The sequence below is a fragment of the Alteromonas sp. BMJM2 genome (assembly GCF_027257845.1).
Classification (GTDB): domain Bacteria; phylum Pseudomonadota; class Gammaproteobacteria; order Enterobacterales; family Alteromonadaceae; genus Alteromonas.
In genome coordinates, this window is the sequence record NZ_JAPVOT010000017.1 from 1 (window position 1) to 17,138 (window position 17,138).

The 17,138-nt window shown below is 42.6% G+C and carries 18 protein-coding genes; 6 read left to right on the forward strand and 12 right to left on the reverse strand.

Annotation, left to right across the window (positions count from 1 at the left end):
- Positions 1-138: 138 nt before the first annotated feature.
- Both O9X84_RS15390 and O9X84_RS15395 read right to left on the reverse strand, forming a co-directional pair.
- On the reverse strand, positions 139-624 hold the full coding sequence (locus tag O9X84_RS15390; protein ID WP_269520577.1) for a hypothetical protein: 486 nt from the start codon (positions 622-624) through the stop codon (positions 139-141).
- A gap of 99 nt (positions 625-723) precedes the next feature.
- Complete coding sequence (locus tag O9X84_RS15395; RefSeq protein ID WP_269520578.1) at positions 724-2,346, reverse strand: AAA family ATPase; 1,623 nt, start codon at positions 2,344-2,346, stop codon at positions 724-726.
- Between the two features lie 382 nt (positions 2,347-2,728).
- Here O9X84_RS15395 and O9X84_RS15400 point away from each other — a divergent pair, with 382 nt between their 5' ends.
- The 4 genes from O9X84_RS15400 to O9X84_RS15415 all read left to right on the forward strand — a co-directional run bounded on the left by O9X84_RS15400 (position 2,729) and on the right by O9X84_RS15415 (position 4,480).
- Positions 2,729-2,959, forward strand: a complete 231-nt coding sequence (locus O9X84_RS15400) for a ribbon-helix-helix domain-containing protein (protein ID WP_032096979.1) — start codon at positions 2,729-2,731, stop codon at positions 2,957-2,959.
- Positions 2,960-3,247, forward strand: coding sequence for a type II toxin-antitoxin system RelE/ParE family toxin (locus O9X84_RS15405; RefSeq protein ID WP_269520579.1), 288 nt, complete (start codon positions 2,960-2,962; stop codon positions 3,245-3,247).
- Positions 3,248-3,713: 466 nt separating this feature from the next.
- A complete protein-coding gene (locus O9X84_RS15410; protein WP_269520580.1) occupies positions 3,714-3,977 on the forward strand; it encodes a hypothetical protein in 264 nt (87 codons plus the stop codon).
- A 2-nt stretch (positions 3,978-3,979) separates the two neighbouring features.
- Positions 3,980-4,480: a sterol desaturase family protein gene (locus O9X84_RS15415; RefSeq protein ID WP_269520581.1), complete on the forward strand. Its 501-nt coding sequence runs from the start codon at positions 3,980-3,982 to the stop codon at positions 4,478-4,480.
- A 125-nt stretch (positions 4,481-4,605) separates the two neighbouring features.
- Here the strand turns inward: O9X84_RS15415 and O9X84_RS15420 are convergent, their stop codons facing one another.
- Positions 4,606-4,869: a DUF7218 family protein gene (locus tag O9X84_RS15420; RefSeq protein ID WP_269520582.1), complete on the reverse strand. Its 264-nt coding sequence runs from the start codon at positions 4,867-4,869 to the stop codon at positions 4,606-4,608.
- A gap of 433 nt (positions 4,870-5,302) precedes the next feature.
- Between O9X84_RS15420 and O9X84_RS15425 the strand changes: the two genes are divergently transcribed.
- Positions 5,303-6,592 (forward strand): GGDEF domain-containing protein, encoded by a 1,290-nt coding sequence (locus O9X84_RS15425; RefSeq protein ID WP_269520583.1) that lies wholly within the window; start codon positions 5,303-5,305, stop codon positions 6,590-6,592.
- An 82-nt stretch (positions 6,593-6,674) separates the two neighbouring features.
- Here the strand turns inward: O9X84_RS15425 and O9X84_RS15430 are convergent, their stop codons facing one another.
- The gene (locus O9X84_RS15430; protein ID WP_269520584.1) at positions 6,675-7,226 is read right to left on the reverse strand and encodes a sugar O-acetyltransferase; all 552 of its coding nucleotides are present in this window, start codon (positions 7,224-7,226) and stop codon (positions 6,675-6,677) included.
- Positions 7,227-7,280: 54 nt separating this feature from the next.
- The gene (locus tag O9X84_RS15435; protein WP_269520585.1) at positions 7,281-7,952 is read right to left on the reverse strand and encodes a hypothetical protein; all 672 of its coding nucleotides are present in this window, start codon (positions 7,950-7,952) and stop codon (positions 7,281-7,283) included.
- A 635-nt stretch (positions 7,953-8,587) separates the two neighbouring features.
- Here O9X84_RS15435 and O9X84_RS15440 point away from each other — a divergent pair.
- Positions 8,588-9,874: a DUF445 domain-containing protein gene (locus O9X84_RS15440; RefSeq protein WP_269520586.1), complete on the forward strand. Its 1,287-nt coding sequence runs from the start codon at positions 8,588-8,590 to the stop codon at positions 9,872-9,874.
- A 146-nt stretch (positions 9,875-10,020) separates the two neighbouring features.
- On the opposite strand, the gene tmpT is transcribed toward O9X84_RS15440, so the two are convergent.
- The 7 genes from tmpT to O9X84_RS15475 all read right to left on the reverse strand — a co-directional run bounded on the left by tmpT (position 10,021) and on the right by O9X84_RS15475 (position 17,127).
- Positions 10,021-10,671: a thiopurine S-methyltransferase gene (tmpT, locus tag O9X84_RS15445; protein WP_269520587.1), complete on the reverse strand. Its 651-nt coding sequence runs from the start codon at positions 10,669-10,671 to the stop codon at positions 10,021-10,023.
- Between the two features lie 166 nt (positions 10,672-10,837).
- On the reverse strand, positions 10,838-11,194 hold the full coding sequence (locus O9X84_RS15450; RefSeq protein ID WP_269520588.1) for an outer membrane protein assembly factor BamE: 357 nt from the start codon (positions 11,192-11,194) through the stop codon (positions 10,838-10,840).
- 123 nt (positions 11,195-11,317) lie between these two features.
- The gene (gene recN, locus O9X84_RS15455) at positions 11,318-13,003 is read right to left on the reverse strand and encodes a DNA repair protein RecN (RefSeq protein WP_269520589.1); all 1,686 of its coding nucleotides are present in this window, start codon (positions 13,001-13,003) and stop codon (positions 11,318-11,320) included.
- Between the two features lie 260 nt (positions 13,004-13,263).
- Complete coding sequence (gene dps / locus O9X84_RS15460; protein ID WP_269520590.1) at positions 13,264-13,773, reverse strand: DNA starvation/stationary phase protection protein Dps; 510 nt, start codon at positions 13,771-13,773, stop codon at positions 13,264-13,266.
- Positions 13,774-14,235: 462 nt separating this feature from the next.
- A complete protein-coding gene (gene nadK / locus O9X84_RS15465) occupies positions 14,236-15,111 on the reverse strand; it encodes an NAD(+) kinase (RefSeq protein WP_269520591.1) in 876 nt (291 codons plus the stop codon).
- Positions 15,112-15,179: 68 nt separating this feature from the next.
- Positions 15,180-15,962 (reverse strand): 3-hydroxybutyrate dehydrogenase, encoded by a 783-nt coding sequence (locus O9X84_RS15470; protein WP_269520592.1) that lies wholly within the window; start codon positions 15,960-15,962, stop codon positions 15,180-15,182.
- Complete coding sequence (locus O9X84_RS15475; protein ID WP_269520593.1) at positions 15,955-17,127, reverse strand: extracellular catalytic domain type 2 short-chain-length polyhydroxyalkanoate depolymerase; 1,173 nt, start codon at positions 17,125-17,127, stop codon at positions 15,955-15,957. Before O9X84_RS15475 ends, O9X84_RS15470 begins: the two co-directional genes overlap by 8 nt.
- Positions 17,128-17,138 lie beyond the last annotated feature (11 nt).

Sequence of the window (17,138 nt, forward strand, 5' to 3'; positions counted from 1 at the left end):
AATTTGCCTAACATCAACCATGACAGACGAAGTAAACGAGTTCTAAAAAGGCAACGGTATTGATCTTGAAATAGCGGTCAAAGGGCTATCTTTTTTCATTGACAGCCCGGAGGCTCATATGTGTTATACGTTTTCTGGCTAATCATCTTTATTCGCATACCCCTCCAGATCGTAAACCACCTGAATAAATAGATCTGCCAGACCAACTCCGAACTCCTCTTGTGCCTCAAGCAGGCTGTCCGAATCTGTTAAAGCGCCATGCAGTTGCTCAAGACCATCGGTCATATCATTAAAGCTAGCCTTACATTTTGATATTAGATTCAGCAATTCACCTTTGTTTGGTTCATAACCTAGCTGATGCGCAAACTTGTTTCTCATCTTGTTAATACTTTGAAGGCAGCTTGCCACATCATCGGGCACCAAGCCCAAGGAATTTATCAAGGTGATTTTTCTGCTATGAGCCAATGATAGAAAATGCTCTTTGAGTTTGCTGTCGTAATTTAGAATTATCTCTTCAAGAAGGTGTTCGATCACTAAGTGTCCAATAACAAAGCCAGTCAGCAAATCTGAATCATCAATCCTGTGAAATAAAAACTCTTCATACTTATTGCTGTAGGCAGACATTGCTAATTGACTCCCGGTCGAAACGTATAACGTACGCATTTGCGGCTGATTTGGAGCCAAGCGGAAAACCAGTCCGACAAAATGCGCTTGTTATATGCTTCATTCTCGCTGGCCGAAAATCTCATTTTCGATTTCTTGGTAGACCTGAGTTTCCGGAGTAACCAAGGGCGCTATAGTATCCCTAAGAAAGGCGCACTTATTGTTGCCACATTGCGTTAATCCGAGGATTTTTTTTACTTCAGTGAAAATTTTTCCGCTTGCTGATTTTATATCGTCTTCAGGGTTACCTCTATCAATGCTCTCTTGAATAGCTAGTGCTTTTGCCTGAAGGCACTGCTCTATGCATTCCGCTTTACCAGTGACTGAACATAACTTCGAAATAATCTCATCGTCAAGTAGGTAACATTCAATGTGCCTTCTGACAGAAGTCTTTACTCCTTTTGCCAAGAGCTCAGCTACCTCTTCATCACTTTTGTCGTCTCTATCGACGAACTTGATGATTTCCGATGACTTCAATATATTGGAAATAATTTTGACAGATTGGTTTTCGATGTCTTCTATTTCTGAGCATGAACCGACAGACACGAACGTAGTGCCATGATGCTTTTCACCCAATATCTTTCCATAAATTAATGAATCAAAATCTCGATACTTTCTTCCTTGGCTAGTCCCTTCGCAAAACACAATTTTCTGAGGAGATATGAGTTTCGAGAAATCAGCAAACGCTAGATCAAAAAAACGATCCCAAATAGCTCTGCTAATTTGGGTGGGCTGAATTACCTCAGCCAGATCGAAGTCCCTATTGTCAAAATCTAGAAAAACAACAGTTTTTGGATTTTGCTCTTCAATATCTTCAGCCTCTTTAAGCATCCCTATTGAATGCGTAGAAACCCACAACTGCGAGTTATCAGGGGTTAAATCATAGAGCTCTCTGAGGACTTTAGACTGAAGCCTTGTATGCATGTGTGCTTCTGGCTCATCGATGCAGAAAACTGCATCAGAGTAGAAGCTAGACTTGATAATCATATCTAAAACTAAGTCGAATACAGACTTTTCACCAGCGGATAGATTTTTGTAGTGAAAGTCTTTTGCAGTACCTTTCTCAAAATAAAAACTGCCATTAGATAACGGATCACCAATGGAGCTTAAGTTTAGGTCCTCAAATATCTTGGACAGGGAGTTTTTTATTTTTCCTATCAGCTCATCTCTAAGTTGTTCAACAGTTTTATCATTGTTGGATGACTCATAAACACCTGCTAGTGTTTGAGCCACGAGCCGCTGGTAGTTTTCTGAGACAGTCTGGTCGTTCTGCATCAAGTTATCAAGTTTTATAGTCTCCGCAGGATTGTTCTGTTTATGTAGATTGGAAACAGTAAAATCAGGCTCATTTCTGTACGCAGTACGAAAATAGAACTTTCCCTTTATTTGCTCTTGATTGAGCTGTTGATCATTATGAAAAGATATCTCTACCTTGTTCTGTGACGTTTGCCGCCAAATTTCAGGGCTGGTTATCTCTCCGTCTTTTTTTTCAAGATAATCTTGGATACCCCGATTATTGAAGCCTTTGAATTTATACCAATGATTTAAAGCCTCAAAAAGGGATGTTTTTCCGCTCCCGTTCGGCCCAACCAGCACTATAAGCTTTGCAGTTTCAGGTATATTCGTTAACGTGAGGTTGGTGAAGCGTTTAAATCGATTTAATTTTACTTCCTTTATCTTCATAGAAATTCCTTTGGCTTGATACTCGCGGGCTCAGGCATGAAACAGTTTATTAGATTGAATTCATAGTAACACCCGTTTCCCATGAAGAAACATACTTCGTGTTTTCATGGGAAAGGTAAAATGTCTGCTTTACGTACACAGTTGCCGGTAAGATGTTTTCTTTAAAACAACTACTTCTTTTCACAAATTAGTATTTGAGACTTCACGAAAATCTCAGTCCCGAACGGCAGCTTTTGGGCTTAACTTTGAATTCGTTCTAGCTTCGCCGACCTATGACTTTTTAAATAAAGTCTCGTTAACATATCGATATTCCCCACATGGATATGACACAGGATATCTTCTGGTGTAATATTGCACCAGCTTATCTGTTGGAGAAGTTAAAATGCCACGTCAAAGTATTACACTTTCTGAAAAAAATGATGATTGGTTAAAAAGTCATGTTGGTGCCGCGGGAGAATACGCAAATAAAAGCGAGTTAGTAAATGACATTATCAGAAGAGCAAGGCGGGCTGAGTTTATTAATGAGAAGCTTGCGAAAGCAGAACAGAGCGGCCACGTTGATCAATCGCCAGAAGAAATTTTAGCTGAATTCAAAGCTGACCTAAAACGCTAAATGGCTGCATATAGACTATCGAGAAATGCAAAAGAAGATCTCCGACGTATATATGTTTATGGGGTAGAAGAGTTTGGCGAAGCGCAGGCCGACGAATACTTTTTGGGCTTCTTTGAGACGTTCCAAAAAATAGCGAGTAATCCGCTAGCATATCAATCTGCTGAGCATATTCGTTTGGGTTATCGGCGTTGCGTATATCGTTCAGACACTATCTATTTTCGCTTTATTGATAGTGATATTGAAATTACCGTAATATTGGGTGGGCAAGACACCGATAACTGGCTATGAATAAACACTCCGAATATGGGCTATGACGCTGAAGTTCGCATTCGCGATAGAAATTTGAACTCAGAACTCTTTCTCAAAACAGCGTCAGGCTTGTCGTAGCATCAAGGTTCGCAACACGTACACTAAAGACTGCCAGATGTGATCTTGACGCCTTTTTAATGAAAGAGAAATTTTTGTCCACGTTATTGTTCATGAGTATGCGCCTCTATTCTTAAGATCAAACCGAGTATGATAAGTGCTATTAGAGCGACCTATACAATATACGTAGCTTTAACTATGAATAAAGATGACCTTATTTCTTTTTTTGTATGAGCAAGGTTCATGCTCTACTAAGCCCGCTGAAAGTATTTGTTACAAAAAGGCATAAATAACTAATTTATTTAAGGCTACACATTTGTAAATGTGAGGAGCCCATAAATATGCTCTTCGGATAGTAAAATTATTAGCCGCTAGACAGGGAAGTGGTATGAGTAAGCAATCAAACGTAGACATTACTTCTCTTATGGAAAATACATTGCGCTTCGCCGTGTATTGGATGTTACAACCTACCTTAATTGCCATTTCACTGTATTTAGCCGACACGAAAGCGTCTATAGATGCTCATACCCTATTTATCGTCGTTGCATTCTGTCTGCTTACACTATTTGAGAACATTATTCCCGCCAGAAAGGATTGGCGAAAAAGTTTCAGAGAAAACGTCGCGCTGTTTGGCCTTCACACTGGCCTGTAGTCGTGCAGGTACTGCTTATCTTTTCTGCATTTGAATTTGTTAACTATTGGTATCATAGGGCGTCTCACCGATGGGGATGGCTTTGGCGACTTTCAGGCCATGGTGCGCATCACGCGTTTAAAAAACTGAGTAGTATGAATTCACTAGCAAATCACCCGATAGAAGCTTTTTTTCTTATCCTGCCAAGAGCGATTGTTGGATTTCTCTTAGTTGGAGAGGCGGTGGGTGCAGCTTTTGTTTCTCTCACGGCAGTAACAGCTTTACTTGCACACAGTAATTTACGACTGAATTCAGCCATAGTTGGCTGGTTTTTTACGACTAACCGCTTCCATATTCATCATCACTCCCACGTCATCAGTGAAAGTAATACTAACTATGGTTGCGTGTGTATAATTTGGGACCGGTTGTTTGGCACGTTTCACGATGCGGATACCAAAGACACCGGAATTGGCAATGTTCAGCCTAGTTATAAAAACATATTCACCCTGCCATTCAAGCAATAGAAAACTTTTTATAACTGCTGTAGGTCATTAAACCGCATTCAATAACAGACACACTAAACCATAAAATAAATATTTTTGTGTCGATCTAGGAAAACTTAGCTCTGCAAATGGTGGTGTGTCCGCCATTAATGATTACGCAACGCATCGATTAACTCGTCTTTACTCATGTTAGAGCGCCCGTCGATGCCCACTTCTTTGGCTTTTTGATAGAGCTCATCTTTAGTGCGATCTTCGTACCTGTTGGCTTTGCCGCCATCTTTAGACGGTGTTTGTTCACTATTTGCTTGGGCATTGGCGATACGCGCCGACTTTTCTTTGCTATAGCCTTCGTCGCGAAGGGCTTCATAGGTATCGTCGTTTTTTATTTGGTTGCCGTGGTGTTTAGCCATTTTAAATTCCTTTTTTAAAAGGTGAATGAATCTATGATGTTTGTAGTATTTCATACTTGGTATTTGCACAGACGGTTTAGGTTTATATCGCTAACTATGAATAACGCTGCAGCGCAATGTAACGGCTTAACACGCCGCGAGGCCGTGATCTCAGCTTACGCTTTACTGCTGGACGCAAAAACACCCTAAAAACGAATGAGGTACAACAGGAGGGGCGGCACCAATGCAGCGAGTTAATCTGCTGAGCAATTTAGCTATCTTGCTTTATACTAAAGCTTACTCAAAGTATTTGATGACGTTCGCTTTGGCGTCTTTTATGTGAATAGTTACGGCACACAACACGAATATATTTGCAAATACTTTGGGGTATGATAAATATAAACGCCCTTAAGAATAGCGGGCAATAGCAGCCGCAGAGGTAGTTTAAAACGATATGATTCAAGGATTATCACTACCCTTATTCGTGACCTCCACCATTTGCTTGTTACTAAGCTTTTTCTTTGTACTGCTTTACCACCGCTTAACCTCACGCCATGAAGAGTCGGTGAAATACTACTTAATTTTCTCGATTGCGGCATTGGTCAGCGGTATTTTCTTTGGTGCATTTGCGGTCATGCTCAATGCCGGTGATAACCTTACTTACCTTAGTATTTCAAACCGGGTTACGGTGGTTGCGGCTATGTTTACCACGGTGCTAAGTCTGCATTTCTATCTGGCGTTCTTTAAGTTTGAAGCCCCTGCATCTTTAAAATGGTGTTATGGCATTTGCGCCGCTTTCTCAATAGCCACGGTAATACCAAGTTCGCTATTTCTCGACAATGCCTTTTATGCGACATCCTCTTATTACACAGGCCTCGCGTTTGGGCCACTATTCGAGCTTTGGGGAGTGTGGATTTTAGTATTGGCGGTGTATTGCATTTTTATACTTTTTAGGGTGTTTTTACGACAGCGCAGAAGGCAACTACAGACACGAGAAAAGGAGCAAAAAGATAGCAATACCAGCACCGTTTTACTATTGCTTCTTGCCAATACAATTTGGATGATAACTGGTGTGTGCGACATGCTAACAGGTGTTCAAGTTGCTGATTTACCGCCGCTTACATGGATTGGTTCATTTTTAGTGACATCGACCATTGCGTGGGCGCTGGTGTTGCACATCGATGACCTTTATGAAGAACGACGATTGCTAAGCGATCGTTTAATGTACGATCATTTAACCCAGGCATTTTCTCGCAGTTACCTAGAAATACGCCTCACCGAAGCCGTAAACTTAATGCTAAGGAGAGAGCTTAAATGGCTATCAGTGTGCGTGTTCGATGTGGACAATTTTAAAACTATTAACGATCAATATGGTCATGCTAGTGGTGATGCGCTACTGACACGAATAACCAGTATTATTAAGGAAAACATTCGACAGTCTGATTGCATTGCGCGGTTGGGTGGTGATGAGTTCGTTATTTTATTTACCGAGACACAAAACGAAAATCACGCTCCTGCTATTGTCGAGCGCATTCGTGCACATGTGGCTAACACACAGTTTGGTGAAGGCGATAATGCCTTCAATGCCTCTTGTTCATTTGGTATTGTCAGCGTTACGCCCGATCAGTTAACGATGAACGACTTGCCCAATCAAATGCTATCAAGCGCAGATGAGGCGCTATACAGCGCCAAACACAAAGGCAAGAACGCCGTTGGTATGGCCACGCTAAGTGACCTATCTTAGTCAGTTGACTTAGCCCGCTAGAACTTCAGAGTGGATCCGCGATTGTCACGCTTTAAATTAGATAAAAGTGGTACACCACAAATCAACACGCCCTAATAACACGGGCTGGATTTCCGCCAATGATCACGTTATCACCAAAGGATTTGGTTACCACAGCACCCGATGCAACCACCACATTATCACCAAGCGTGACACCAGGGTTAATTACGGCCATTCCACCTACCCAACAGTTGTCGCCAAGCGTGATTGATTTTGCGAATTCAATGCCGGTGGCACGCTGCACTGGGTCTATTGGGTGTGTGGCGGTATAGATACCAACTTGTGGCGCTAGCATGCAGTTATCGCCAATGGTGACCTTGGCGGCGTCTAAAATAACGCAGTTGAAATTAGCATAAAAGTTCTCACCCACAACAATGTTTTCACCGTAGTCACATTTAAATGTAGACTCGATGTAAAGGCGCTTGCCCGTTTTAGCGAACAGAGTTTTAAGTAATTGTGTGCGCTTTTTATGTTCAGTCTGACACGTGCTATTGAGTATATCTAACTGCTTACGGCAGTCTTTACGACGTGCCGTAAGCAGTTTATCAGAAGGGAAATAAAGCTCGCCTGCGAGCATTTTTTCTTGTTCGGTCATGTGAATTTAGCGCCTATATATTATAAAAGGTACGGTAATCGACACAGTAAACGATTACTTCGCGTCGGCGTAGCTTACAATAACCTTTCCTTTGATGTCTTGATTTTCAATCTTAAGCTCAACTGGTCGCTCTAATATTACAGACCCGTGCAATGTCACATTAGACCCTATGGTAAGTGTGGGCATGTGGTCATCTTCGTCTATCCATTTGCTGTCGCTGCTTTTATAAACGATATTGCCAGAAATAACGCTGTCGCCTTCAACATTGATGTCGCCGCTAACAGTAGCGAGGTCTTTTTCGACTCTTACGTCGGTAATATGAATGTCGCCATTTACCGTTTCTATACTCCCACCTACTTCGCCATGAGAATCAAAGAATATGTCGCCGTTCACCGTTTCTACATCTTTCGTAACAGTGACATGAGATGCGGCGAAAATATCGCCGTTTATAACGTCAATTCTTCTCGCTGTTACGTGACTTTCCATGTCTAAATTGCCGTTTACTATGCTGATGTCCTCAGCACTGCCGTGATCATCAATATCCACGTTACCATTGATTGATGAAATATCACCGGCATGCTTACCGCTCTTTATATCAACGTTGCCAAGCATAGTACTCACGTCGTTTCCATCCATAGCGCTAGCGTTACCCACATGAATAACACAGCCGCTTAATAAGGTTGTACTGACTACAATCATGGCACCGGCGATAAAAGATTTTTTCATTGTTGTTCCTCTAATAATCTGTAATTTTATATTTAAAGCGAGAAAGCTGGTGGCGTAACGCATTACATGATGTTGTAAATATTACGACTTTATAATCTCACTATTACCTAAATGTTGATTAGCAGGTAAATAGCCAGTATGTAGACTACCTAGCTCTTGCTTCGTAATATGGTGTAATCATGTAATGTGCCAATTCGTAAAATATATATAAAACATAGGTTTACGATAATTTAAGCTGCAGAGGAATACATTGCTGTCGTGGGTTTGATTATTAAGTTACTGAAAAAGCTAAATAATGATTTTTTTCGCTATTTGTGATGATGATATGTGCAGCAAAAGATGTGTGCTAATTCACGGTTTAAGCACAAAGCTAAGCAGAGCGCTCGTGTGAGGTACGCATAAGGAAGCGGCTGAGCCGCACTGTGCAGCATTTAAAAAGCGACTTTGTATAACTGCTAAGCAACTAAATACGTTCAAAGCGTTCGTTTGCTGATAAAAGGTCTGTAGTTTGCATAGCTTGTAGGTAAAAAGTTGAAGCGATGAAAAGAAATGAAAAGAAAAGGATAGTTTGCGTTTAGGTCATTCTAATCAGTAGGTCCAAAAACGGATAACATTTTTTATTAAAAGGAAATTGCATGCAAGATAAGCAGTATCAGCTACACAGAGCTAAGCGTCAGGCATTGGCGTGTTTGCTGTTTGCGGCGGGTGTTTTTGTGATCACTATTCTCACTCAAAAATATCAGCCCGATATTGCTCATACTTGGTGGCTGGGGCTAATCAAAATGGCAAGTGAAGCAGCCTTAGTCGGCGGGCTAGCCGATTGGTTTGCCGTCACCGCGTTGTTCAAACCAATTCCTTCATCTTACCCAATTCCACACACCAACATTGTGGCGAACAATAAAACCGCTATTGCTAATAACCTCTCCGAATTCGTAAAAGAAAAGTTTTTTAATCCTCATGCAATTGAAAAGCTGATAAGCGACAGTAACCCTGCGCAAGGTGCTGGCAGGTGGTTAGAAACACCGCAGAATGCGCAAAAGCTAAGCCGTTTTTTATGTGATGCGCTAAGCGGAATGTTAAGAGTATTAGACGATAAACCGGTAAAAGCCTTTATTGCTAAAACGGTAGAGAAAGGGCTGAAAAATCTCGATTTAAACCAGTTAATCGCTACCTCATTAGGAGCAGTAACCAAAGAGCGCCAACACCAAGTCATGCTCGATAGACTCCTTGGTAAACTAGCTGGGCTACTAAGCCAGCCAGATACGCAAGAGTATATCGCTGACACACTAGTAGTTTGGCTTAAGACTGAGTACAGCAGGTTAGAGAAAATTTTACCTTCTAGTTGGATAAGCGAGCAGGGCGCATTAATAGCGGTAAAGGCTGTGTCATCTATTTTAGAAGATATTTATCAAGACGAAGAACATCCAATAAGGCATGCATTTGACGAGCAGGTCAATGAGTTCTTACACGACCTGCAGCACAGCCCTGATATGGAGCGAAAGGTAAACGGATTTAGGGAAAAGGTTATCAACGACCCTGCGTTAAAGAATTACCTTCACAACTCGTGGCAGCGGTTTAACCTGTGGCTGCTAAAGTCTCTTGAGGAAAGCGAGGGTAAAGCAGAGCAAAAGGTCGCGGGATTATTGCAGGACTTAGGGGCTTCTTTACGAGGCGACAGCCAATTATCACACTCATTCAATCAGCATATCGGCGAGGCTGCAAAATACATGGCGCCCGAGTTAGCCGAGTTTCTTACCCGACATATTAGAGACACGATAAATAGTTGGGACGAAGAAGACATGGCAGCGCAAGTAGAGTTGAATATAGGTAGAGACCTTCAAAAAGTGCGTATCAATGGCACTATCGTGGGTGGGGGAATTGGCGCAATACTGTTTGGCATAGAGATGCTTATTGGTTTGTGACTAATACGAACTAATCAAAGTAAGTGTGTTTTACACTATTGCAAAGCAGTTCTAGATCTCGTCTGAATGAGTTCCGAGTCAATCTGATAAGCCGCTATATACCAATTCAGGCCTATGATAAACCTTCGATTGAATAAGCTTAAGTGCTAAATGCTTAGACTAAATACTAGATTGTCTGCTTTCACTTTTTTCTTTAACCCACCCTCTACGTCTGAGCGCTCAAGAAGCGAAATCTCATAATGACCAGCGTACATGTCGATAACCCTTTTTTCATCTACGCAAAAAGGAGGGCCAGGCAGTTTACTTTGGTCATAGTCGAAAGTGATCACCAGTTGTGGAGCATTGTGAGTTATCTCAATAAGGTGGTTGGCGTACTTTCGACGCAGTTCATCGGGCAAAGCAACTAATGCTGCTCTATCATACACACCTTTTACTTCGCCAATGTCATCACGACGAAGTGCAAAAATATCACCAACAAAAATGGTAAGGTTAGGGGCTGAATATACTTTACCCTTAGACGAGGACTTAACAGTGGGAGTAATGTCGAGATCGTCGAACAGCTGTGTAATAGCCACCTCGCTAAGCTCTGCACCAACAACCTGACAGCCTTTTGACAGCAACCATGCAATATCTCTAGTTTTCCCGCACAAGGGCACAAAGATTCTCTTTTGTGAGGCTTCATTGCTATCTGAGCCTAATAAAACATCACTATATTTCACCAGCAAGGCATTACCAGTGGGTTCATGAAACCCAATTTCATTATTGTGCCATTTGCTGTGCCAAAAGCTATGTTCCATATTAATACCCTAAATCAAATACCTTAAATCTAGTGCTTTAAGTCTAATGCCTGAATCTAACAGCTTAAATATAATATCTTAGAAAATAGAAGCACATTTAAAGAAGCAGGTTAATAACCTGCTTCTGTTCTATTTTTCTGCAGTGCTGTAAAACGACGTCTTTGAATTACTCGTCGAGAGGAGTGTTGAAGTCTTCAGACAGTTCAAAGTCGCCTTCAACGTTTGTCACTTTATTGTCTACAAACGTGATGATCATCTGACGCTGGAAGTCGTCGCCTCTGTCTTTCATGCCACGCTTCATATCGTAAACGTAATACCACGTGTCGCTATCAAAAGAGTCTTGAACAACAGGGTTACCTAACACGTAGATAACTTGCTCTTTTGTCATATTAATACGCAGTTTTTCAACATCACGCTGATCGAGAAAATTGCCCTGCGGAACGTCAATTCTGAAAATCCAGTTAGAACAAGCTGTGGTAGTAAATGTAATGCAAAGAATAACTATAAGATGGTGCAACTTCATGCGTATATAAGTCCAGTATTGCCTTTGTTAGTGCCTAAAGGTTTCCTCATAAGGAAACCTCAGCTGTTTTAATGCAAGCGCGAAGGCATGCTACATTGACAACTATGACCAATCAACTGCATTTTAGTTCGATGAAGCGCTTTTTAGCAGCTCTTTTGCGTTAGCAAGAGCCGATTTGGTTACTTTGTCGCCAGCTAACAGTCGGGCGAGTTCGTCAATTCGGTCTTGTTTAGTCAGCGGTATCATCTGTGTTTCTGTACTTTCGCCATCAGTTAGCTTGGTAACAAAAAGCTGGTTATGTGCTTGCGCCGCCACTTGAGGTAAATGGGTGACACACATTACCTGAAACTGTTTTCCTAATTTTCTTAGCAGTGCACCTACAATTGAAGCGGTTGGTCCGCTAATACCGGTGTCCACTTCGTCAAAAATCATAGTGGGGGTAGCATGACTATCGCTAGCGATAACCTGAATAGCTAAACCTATTCGAGAAAGCTCACCGCCTGATACCACTTTCTCCAATACGTCGGCATCTTGCCCCGGGTTCGTTGATACTTTAAAGGCAATCGAGTCCAACCCATTAACTGCGGGCTTTTTCAGCTCGTCATAAAGAATGTCAATACACACTTTAGCGTGTGGCATATTCATTTGCTGAATTTGTGATTCAATGTCGTTTGCAAAACCCGTGGCTGCTTTCATTCGGCTTTCAGATAAACTGCTAGTCGCCACCAAATAATGTTGTCTTGCTGCTTCAACATCGTGTTCGAGAGTACCAAGTAAGCTTTCCTGCTCACCCAGTTCGGCAAATTCTTGCGACAACGACTGGTGATGTTGAGCAAGTTCTTCAGGCGTTACGGCGTGTTTTCGCGCCAGCTCCATCGCTTTTGAATAGCGAGCTTCAACCTGCTGTAAACGCAGTGGGTCTATTTCCAGTTGATCGCAGTAACCGCGCAGCTCGCTTGCTGCTTCTTCAACTTGAATTGATGCGTCGTTAAGAAGGGCGATGATAGGCGTTAGGCTCGCATCGTGTGCTTCTAATTCGCCAAGCTTCTCAATACTGCTTTGAATAACGGTCAGCGCATTTCCTTCATCATTTTCATAGAGGTTATACACACTGGTTTGTGCTTGTTCTAATAAACTCTGTCCGTTGCTTAAACGCTTGTGCTCAATTTCAAGTTCTTCAAACTCTCCGTTCTCAATAGCAAACTCGTCGAGTTCTTGCACTTGATAAGTAAGTAACTGCAGACGATCTTCTCGCTGTTGAGCTTTCGAACGCAGTTCGTTTAGTGTTTTTTGTTTATCCTTCCAAGAGGTGTAAGCGTCTTTAACGTCGGTTAGCAAATAACCATGATCTGCATAGCTATCAATCAGCTGGCGCTGATAATCTTCTTTTAATAGCTGTAGATGGGTGTTTTGACCATGAATGGAAAGTAGGGTCTGTCCGAGGCCTTTTAATTGCTGTAACGACACTGGCGTACCGTTAATGAACGCCTTTGAGCGACCTTCTTTCGATATAATTCGGCGAATAAAGCAGCTGGTTTCATCTTCATCAGAGGTCAGTTCATGTTCGTCGAGAAACGCTATTGCACTCGCATTATCAGCAAGTGAAAAGTGCGCCACTATTTCGGCTTTTGCTGAACCTTTTCTTACCGCATTGGCATCGGCCCTTTCACCGAGGCACAAGCTCAATGCATCAATGGCAATTGATTTACCTGCACCTGTCTCACCCGTAACTGCAGTGAGGCCATTTTCAAAATGAACAGAAAGTTGTTTTACAACGGCAAAATTTGATATCGAAAGATTCGCTAACATAACCACACTCTAAAAAAGTTGAACATGATGATATATACAGTACGTGTAAATATATACAGTATTTCTGAGATGTAAAGTATAGTCGAAAGTAATCTGTCGATTCGTGAGTTGGAAATTGTTATCTAAATCATTGCCTATGGGCTCTGCACGGGTTTTTACAGTATTTTTCGTGAGTAAGACATGGGGTAACAGAAAACAAAAAAGGGAAGGTCATGATAACCTTCCCTTAATCTTCCTGACAATATTTTCTGCCGATGGAACTATTGGGCTAGTTCGCCGCTGCCTGACTCTAGATGCGCTCTTACGAACCACTGGAATTGCTCTAGTACAGCTAGCTGACCCGTAATCATATCTTCCGACACTGGGTCTAAGTCGCCTAAGCCTTCAATCGCCTTGCGGTGATCGCTATTTACACCGTCATACACTGCATCTAATGCTTTTAAATGGTCGGTCACTAAGCCTTTGCCTAAGTCATAATCATTCCACGAGCGACCCTCTACAATGGCTTTTGGTGTGCCTTTCGGTACGCCGCCTAGTGTGGCAATTCTTTCTGCAATGGTATCAGTCATCTCGCGCACTGCATCAACCTGTGGGTCTAGCATTTCGTGCACACCAATGAAGTTTGGACCTACCACATTCCAGTGAATGTGCTTTAAAGTGAGCTGCAGATCAAGTAGAGCCACCAAACGTTGCTCTAACGTTTTGATAGTGCTTGCTGCAGTTTCGTTATCCATACCTGGTGCAGTAAATTTAATTTCGTTGTTACTCATAATAATAAACTCCTTATTATCGCTTCGGTAAATAGGTGTTGATAATACTTATCGAGTCTTTCGACCTTCAAAGGTTATGTTGAAACAACATAGATTATCGAACCAGTTGCTTAAGGTGTTGCAACCGGTATGCCGACTTGTACCAAAATTATAAGTAACTAATTTAATTGAATAAATTCGCAAAGGTTAATTTTTCTTTATTTTTCAATGTGATAGGTTTGTCTAAAAGGTGCGAAAAAGATGCTCGAAATATGAATAGCCGTGTAAAATATTCAGTGTTCTTTATATGGGAGGGCGAACATTAGGTAGAAAAGTCGGTTAACTTGCCACAAAGTTCGCGAGGCTCGAGAAATTCGAAAAATTTGCGAAGATAGGGTTAATTAAGCCATAGGTGCTCAATCTACATCTATAGCATTCACATGTATGGCGACCACATGTATGGCAGAAGGCGAGTGCCCTACATTAGTAGAGCTTACTGCCCCAGCCCAGCTTTTTACGTAATACGTTGAAGTAGCTATAGCCCTTAGGGTGTACTAAGTGAAGTTTATCGATACTTTTGTTTATGCGAATTTCATCGCCAGGTAAAACCGGCAATACAATATGGCTGTCGCAGCTTACTTGTAATGAGTCACTATTCACCTTTGACACTTTCATCGATACCTGGCTGTCGGCATCTACCACGATAGGTCTGCTGCTCAGAGTATGCGGAAACATGGGCACTAAGGTTAGCGCATCAAGTTTTGGCATAATGATGGGCCCGCCGGCGGAGAGCGAATAGGCGGTTGAGCCCGTTGGCGTTGCTACAATGAGTCCATCACTGCGCTGGCTAAACACAAACTGTTCGTCGATATAAATCTCGAACTCCATCATATGCGCTACTTTGCCGTGGTGAAGCACAACTTCGTTTACAGCAGAACTATTACTTTTTAACTTCTCGTGACGGTAAACGCCCACTTCCAGTAAAAAGCGTTCTTCAACGAAACACTCGCCGTTAAAGATGTAGTCAAGTTGCTGAATGATATCGTCGGGATGAATGTCGGTGAGAAAACCTAGATTACCTCTATTCACCCCCACAACATGGATATCAAAACGGGCAAGCACGCGGGCGGCGCCAAGCATGCTGCCATCTCCACCAACGACAACGGCTAGGTCAGCTTCTTTACCAATAGCGACGAGGTCGCAGCTTCTGACGTTGTCGGTTTCAAGCTCTTGAGCAATACTTTCCTCTACCAGTACCTCGCAACCTTTGGCGAGTAGATAATCGGCAAGTAAGTTTAAACTGTCGTGAGTGGCCTCGTGCTGAGGTTTTCCAATTAAAGCAACGGTTTGGTAGGGCATGGAACGCTAATGTCCTCTCATTTCCAATGATTTGGACATTAGCACAAGTGTTTTGTAAAAGGGAAGTTTTACCTTGCGGTCCAGCCACCATCTAGGGTTATTGCTTGGCCTGTGATGTTTTTGGCGCTGTTTGTCATTAAAAATGCGGCAGTATCGGCGAGTTCTTGAACTTCAATAAACTGCTTTTTCGGCATAGGTTCAAGCATGATTTTTTTCACTACATCGTCCTCGGTCATATTGTTTTCCTTTGCTTGAGCCGCTATTTGTTGCTCAACTAAGGGAGTTTTTACATACGCCGGACACAAGGTGTTAATAGTAATATCATAGTCACCAGTCTCTAATGCTACGGTTTTAGCAAGTCCTAGCAAGCCATGCTTCGCAGCCACATAGGCCGACTTAAATGGCGATGCCACAAGAGAGTGAATAGAGCCCACGTTAATAATACGCCCAAAATTTTGTGCTTTCATGGCTGGTAATAGCGCTTGGGTGGTTAGCGCGGGGCCAACCAGCATAATATTAATCAGCTGCTGCCATTTTTCAGCAGGAAAATCTTCAAGGTTTGAAACATGTTGGATGCCAGCGTTATTAATTAATACGTCGACGGTGAGCTTACCGAGTACTTCAGGCAAGGCAGCAATTTGCGCTGCGTCACACACATCTACCGCCACTGCGCTCGCGCTGCCATCATTAATACTGCCGAACTTACTGGCCAGCACCGCTGCCGCCTCTTGCGCAGCACTTTCGTTAATATCCGCCACAATAACGTGATGACCCTGTTTAACCAACGTCTCTGCGATGCCTAAACCAATACCACTGGCTCCCCCAGTAATAAATACCGTTCGCTTATTCATCAAAGCCTTCCTGATTCATAGATTCTATTTTGTGCTGTGTCTTAATTCGCTGTGCACTAGTTTGCTGTGCTATTGCCTGGTGTGGCGAAGGCTGTGTAACTTGAGACATTGCCTGAGGCTTTACTTGAGTTACAGCTTTAGTTGTTGTCGAGGGTAACGTATTAAGAGAGTGTAAAAGCGCATTCACCGCCTTTATCTGATCGCCATCTCTGTTGGCGTAGTCCTTTGAGGCATATCCCCACCAGTCCCAGCAACCTTGTGGGTTTAGCGGCATAAAGAGTGATTTTTTTGTTTGCGGATACAGCACAATCATATTGTTGTCATCGGCCCAGTCATTCAGCCCTGTTTGCAACGTATAGGCATCGTCCACAGCGTCAGCGTATTGGTTGCAGCCGTGAAAACTGATGTGTGCCCGACAGCTTTCTCCGCTTGCGCAGCTTTGCGGTACGTAAACAAAGCCTTCGCTGGCCAGTGTTTTGGCGTTGCTGCCCGCAATGTCCTGTTGGTTAATGGTATGCAGCGAACCTGACAGTTCATCGTCTGGTGCAGTTAACCCTTCAACGAGATGATTAAGCATGTCGCCAGCAGCGTCATAATCACAGTTACCAATAAACGGGCTTTCTGATGTCATACAGTCGGTTCCGTTCGTTTTCGTTGGAAACAGGTGGGCGATAGACATATCGTTAACGTATTTTATGTTTTGAGTGTCTGTCCACATTGTGTATTGCTCGAATAAGGCATCGCTAACGTCACTGGCAATTCGCACGTCACGCTTGCCATGAAATAACCACACCTTGGCATCTTTCATATTGTCTAAGTCAGCAAGCTTTCCCGCCTTTGCATATTGTGCCGCTTGCTCATTTAAAACCGTTAAATCTGGCTGGGTGTCGGTCTTATTGACGCACTGGGCAAGTGCCGTTGTAATATCGCCTTTGGCACAAAAGTACGGGCCAGCTGCCAATACCCCGACACCTTTAACCCAATCGCTATGAGCCAGTTGAAACTGTGTGGCCATATATCCACCCGAAGACAACCCCGATACGGTGACGTTAGATAAATCAAGAGATAGCTTGGGCATGTCTTCTTGTTTTGTTTGCGCGTGTAAGGCAATGGAAAAGCAAAGGCTACTTGCCAAGGCTGCTTTGATAATAGTGTTGATAGTCATCATAAAAATCC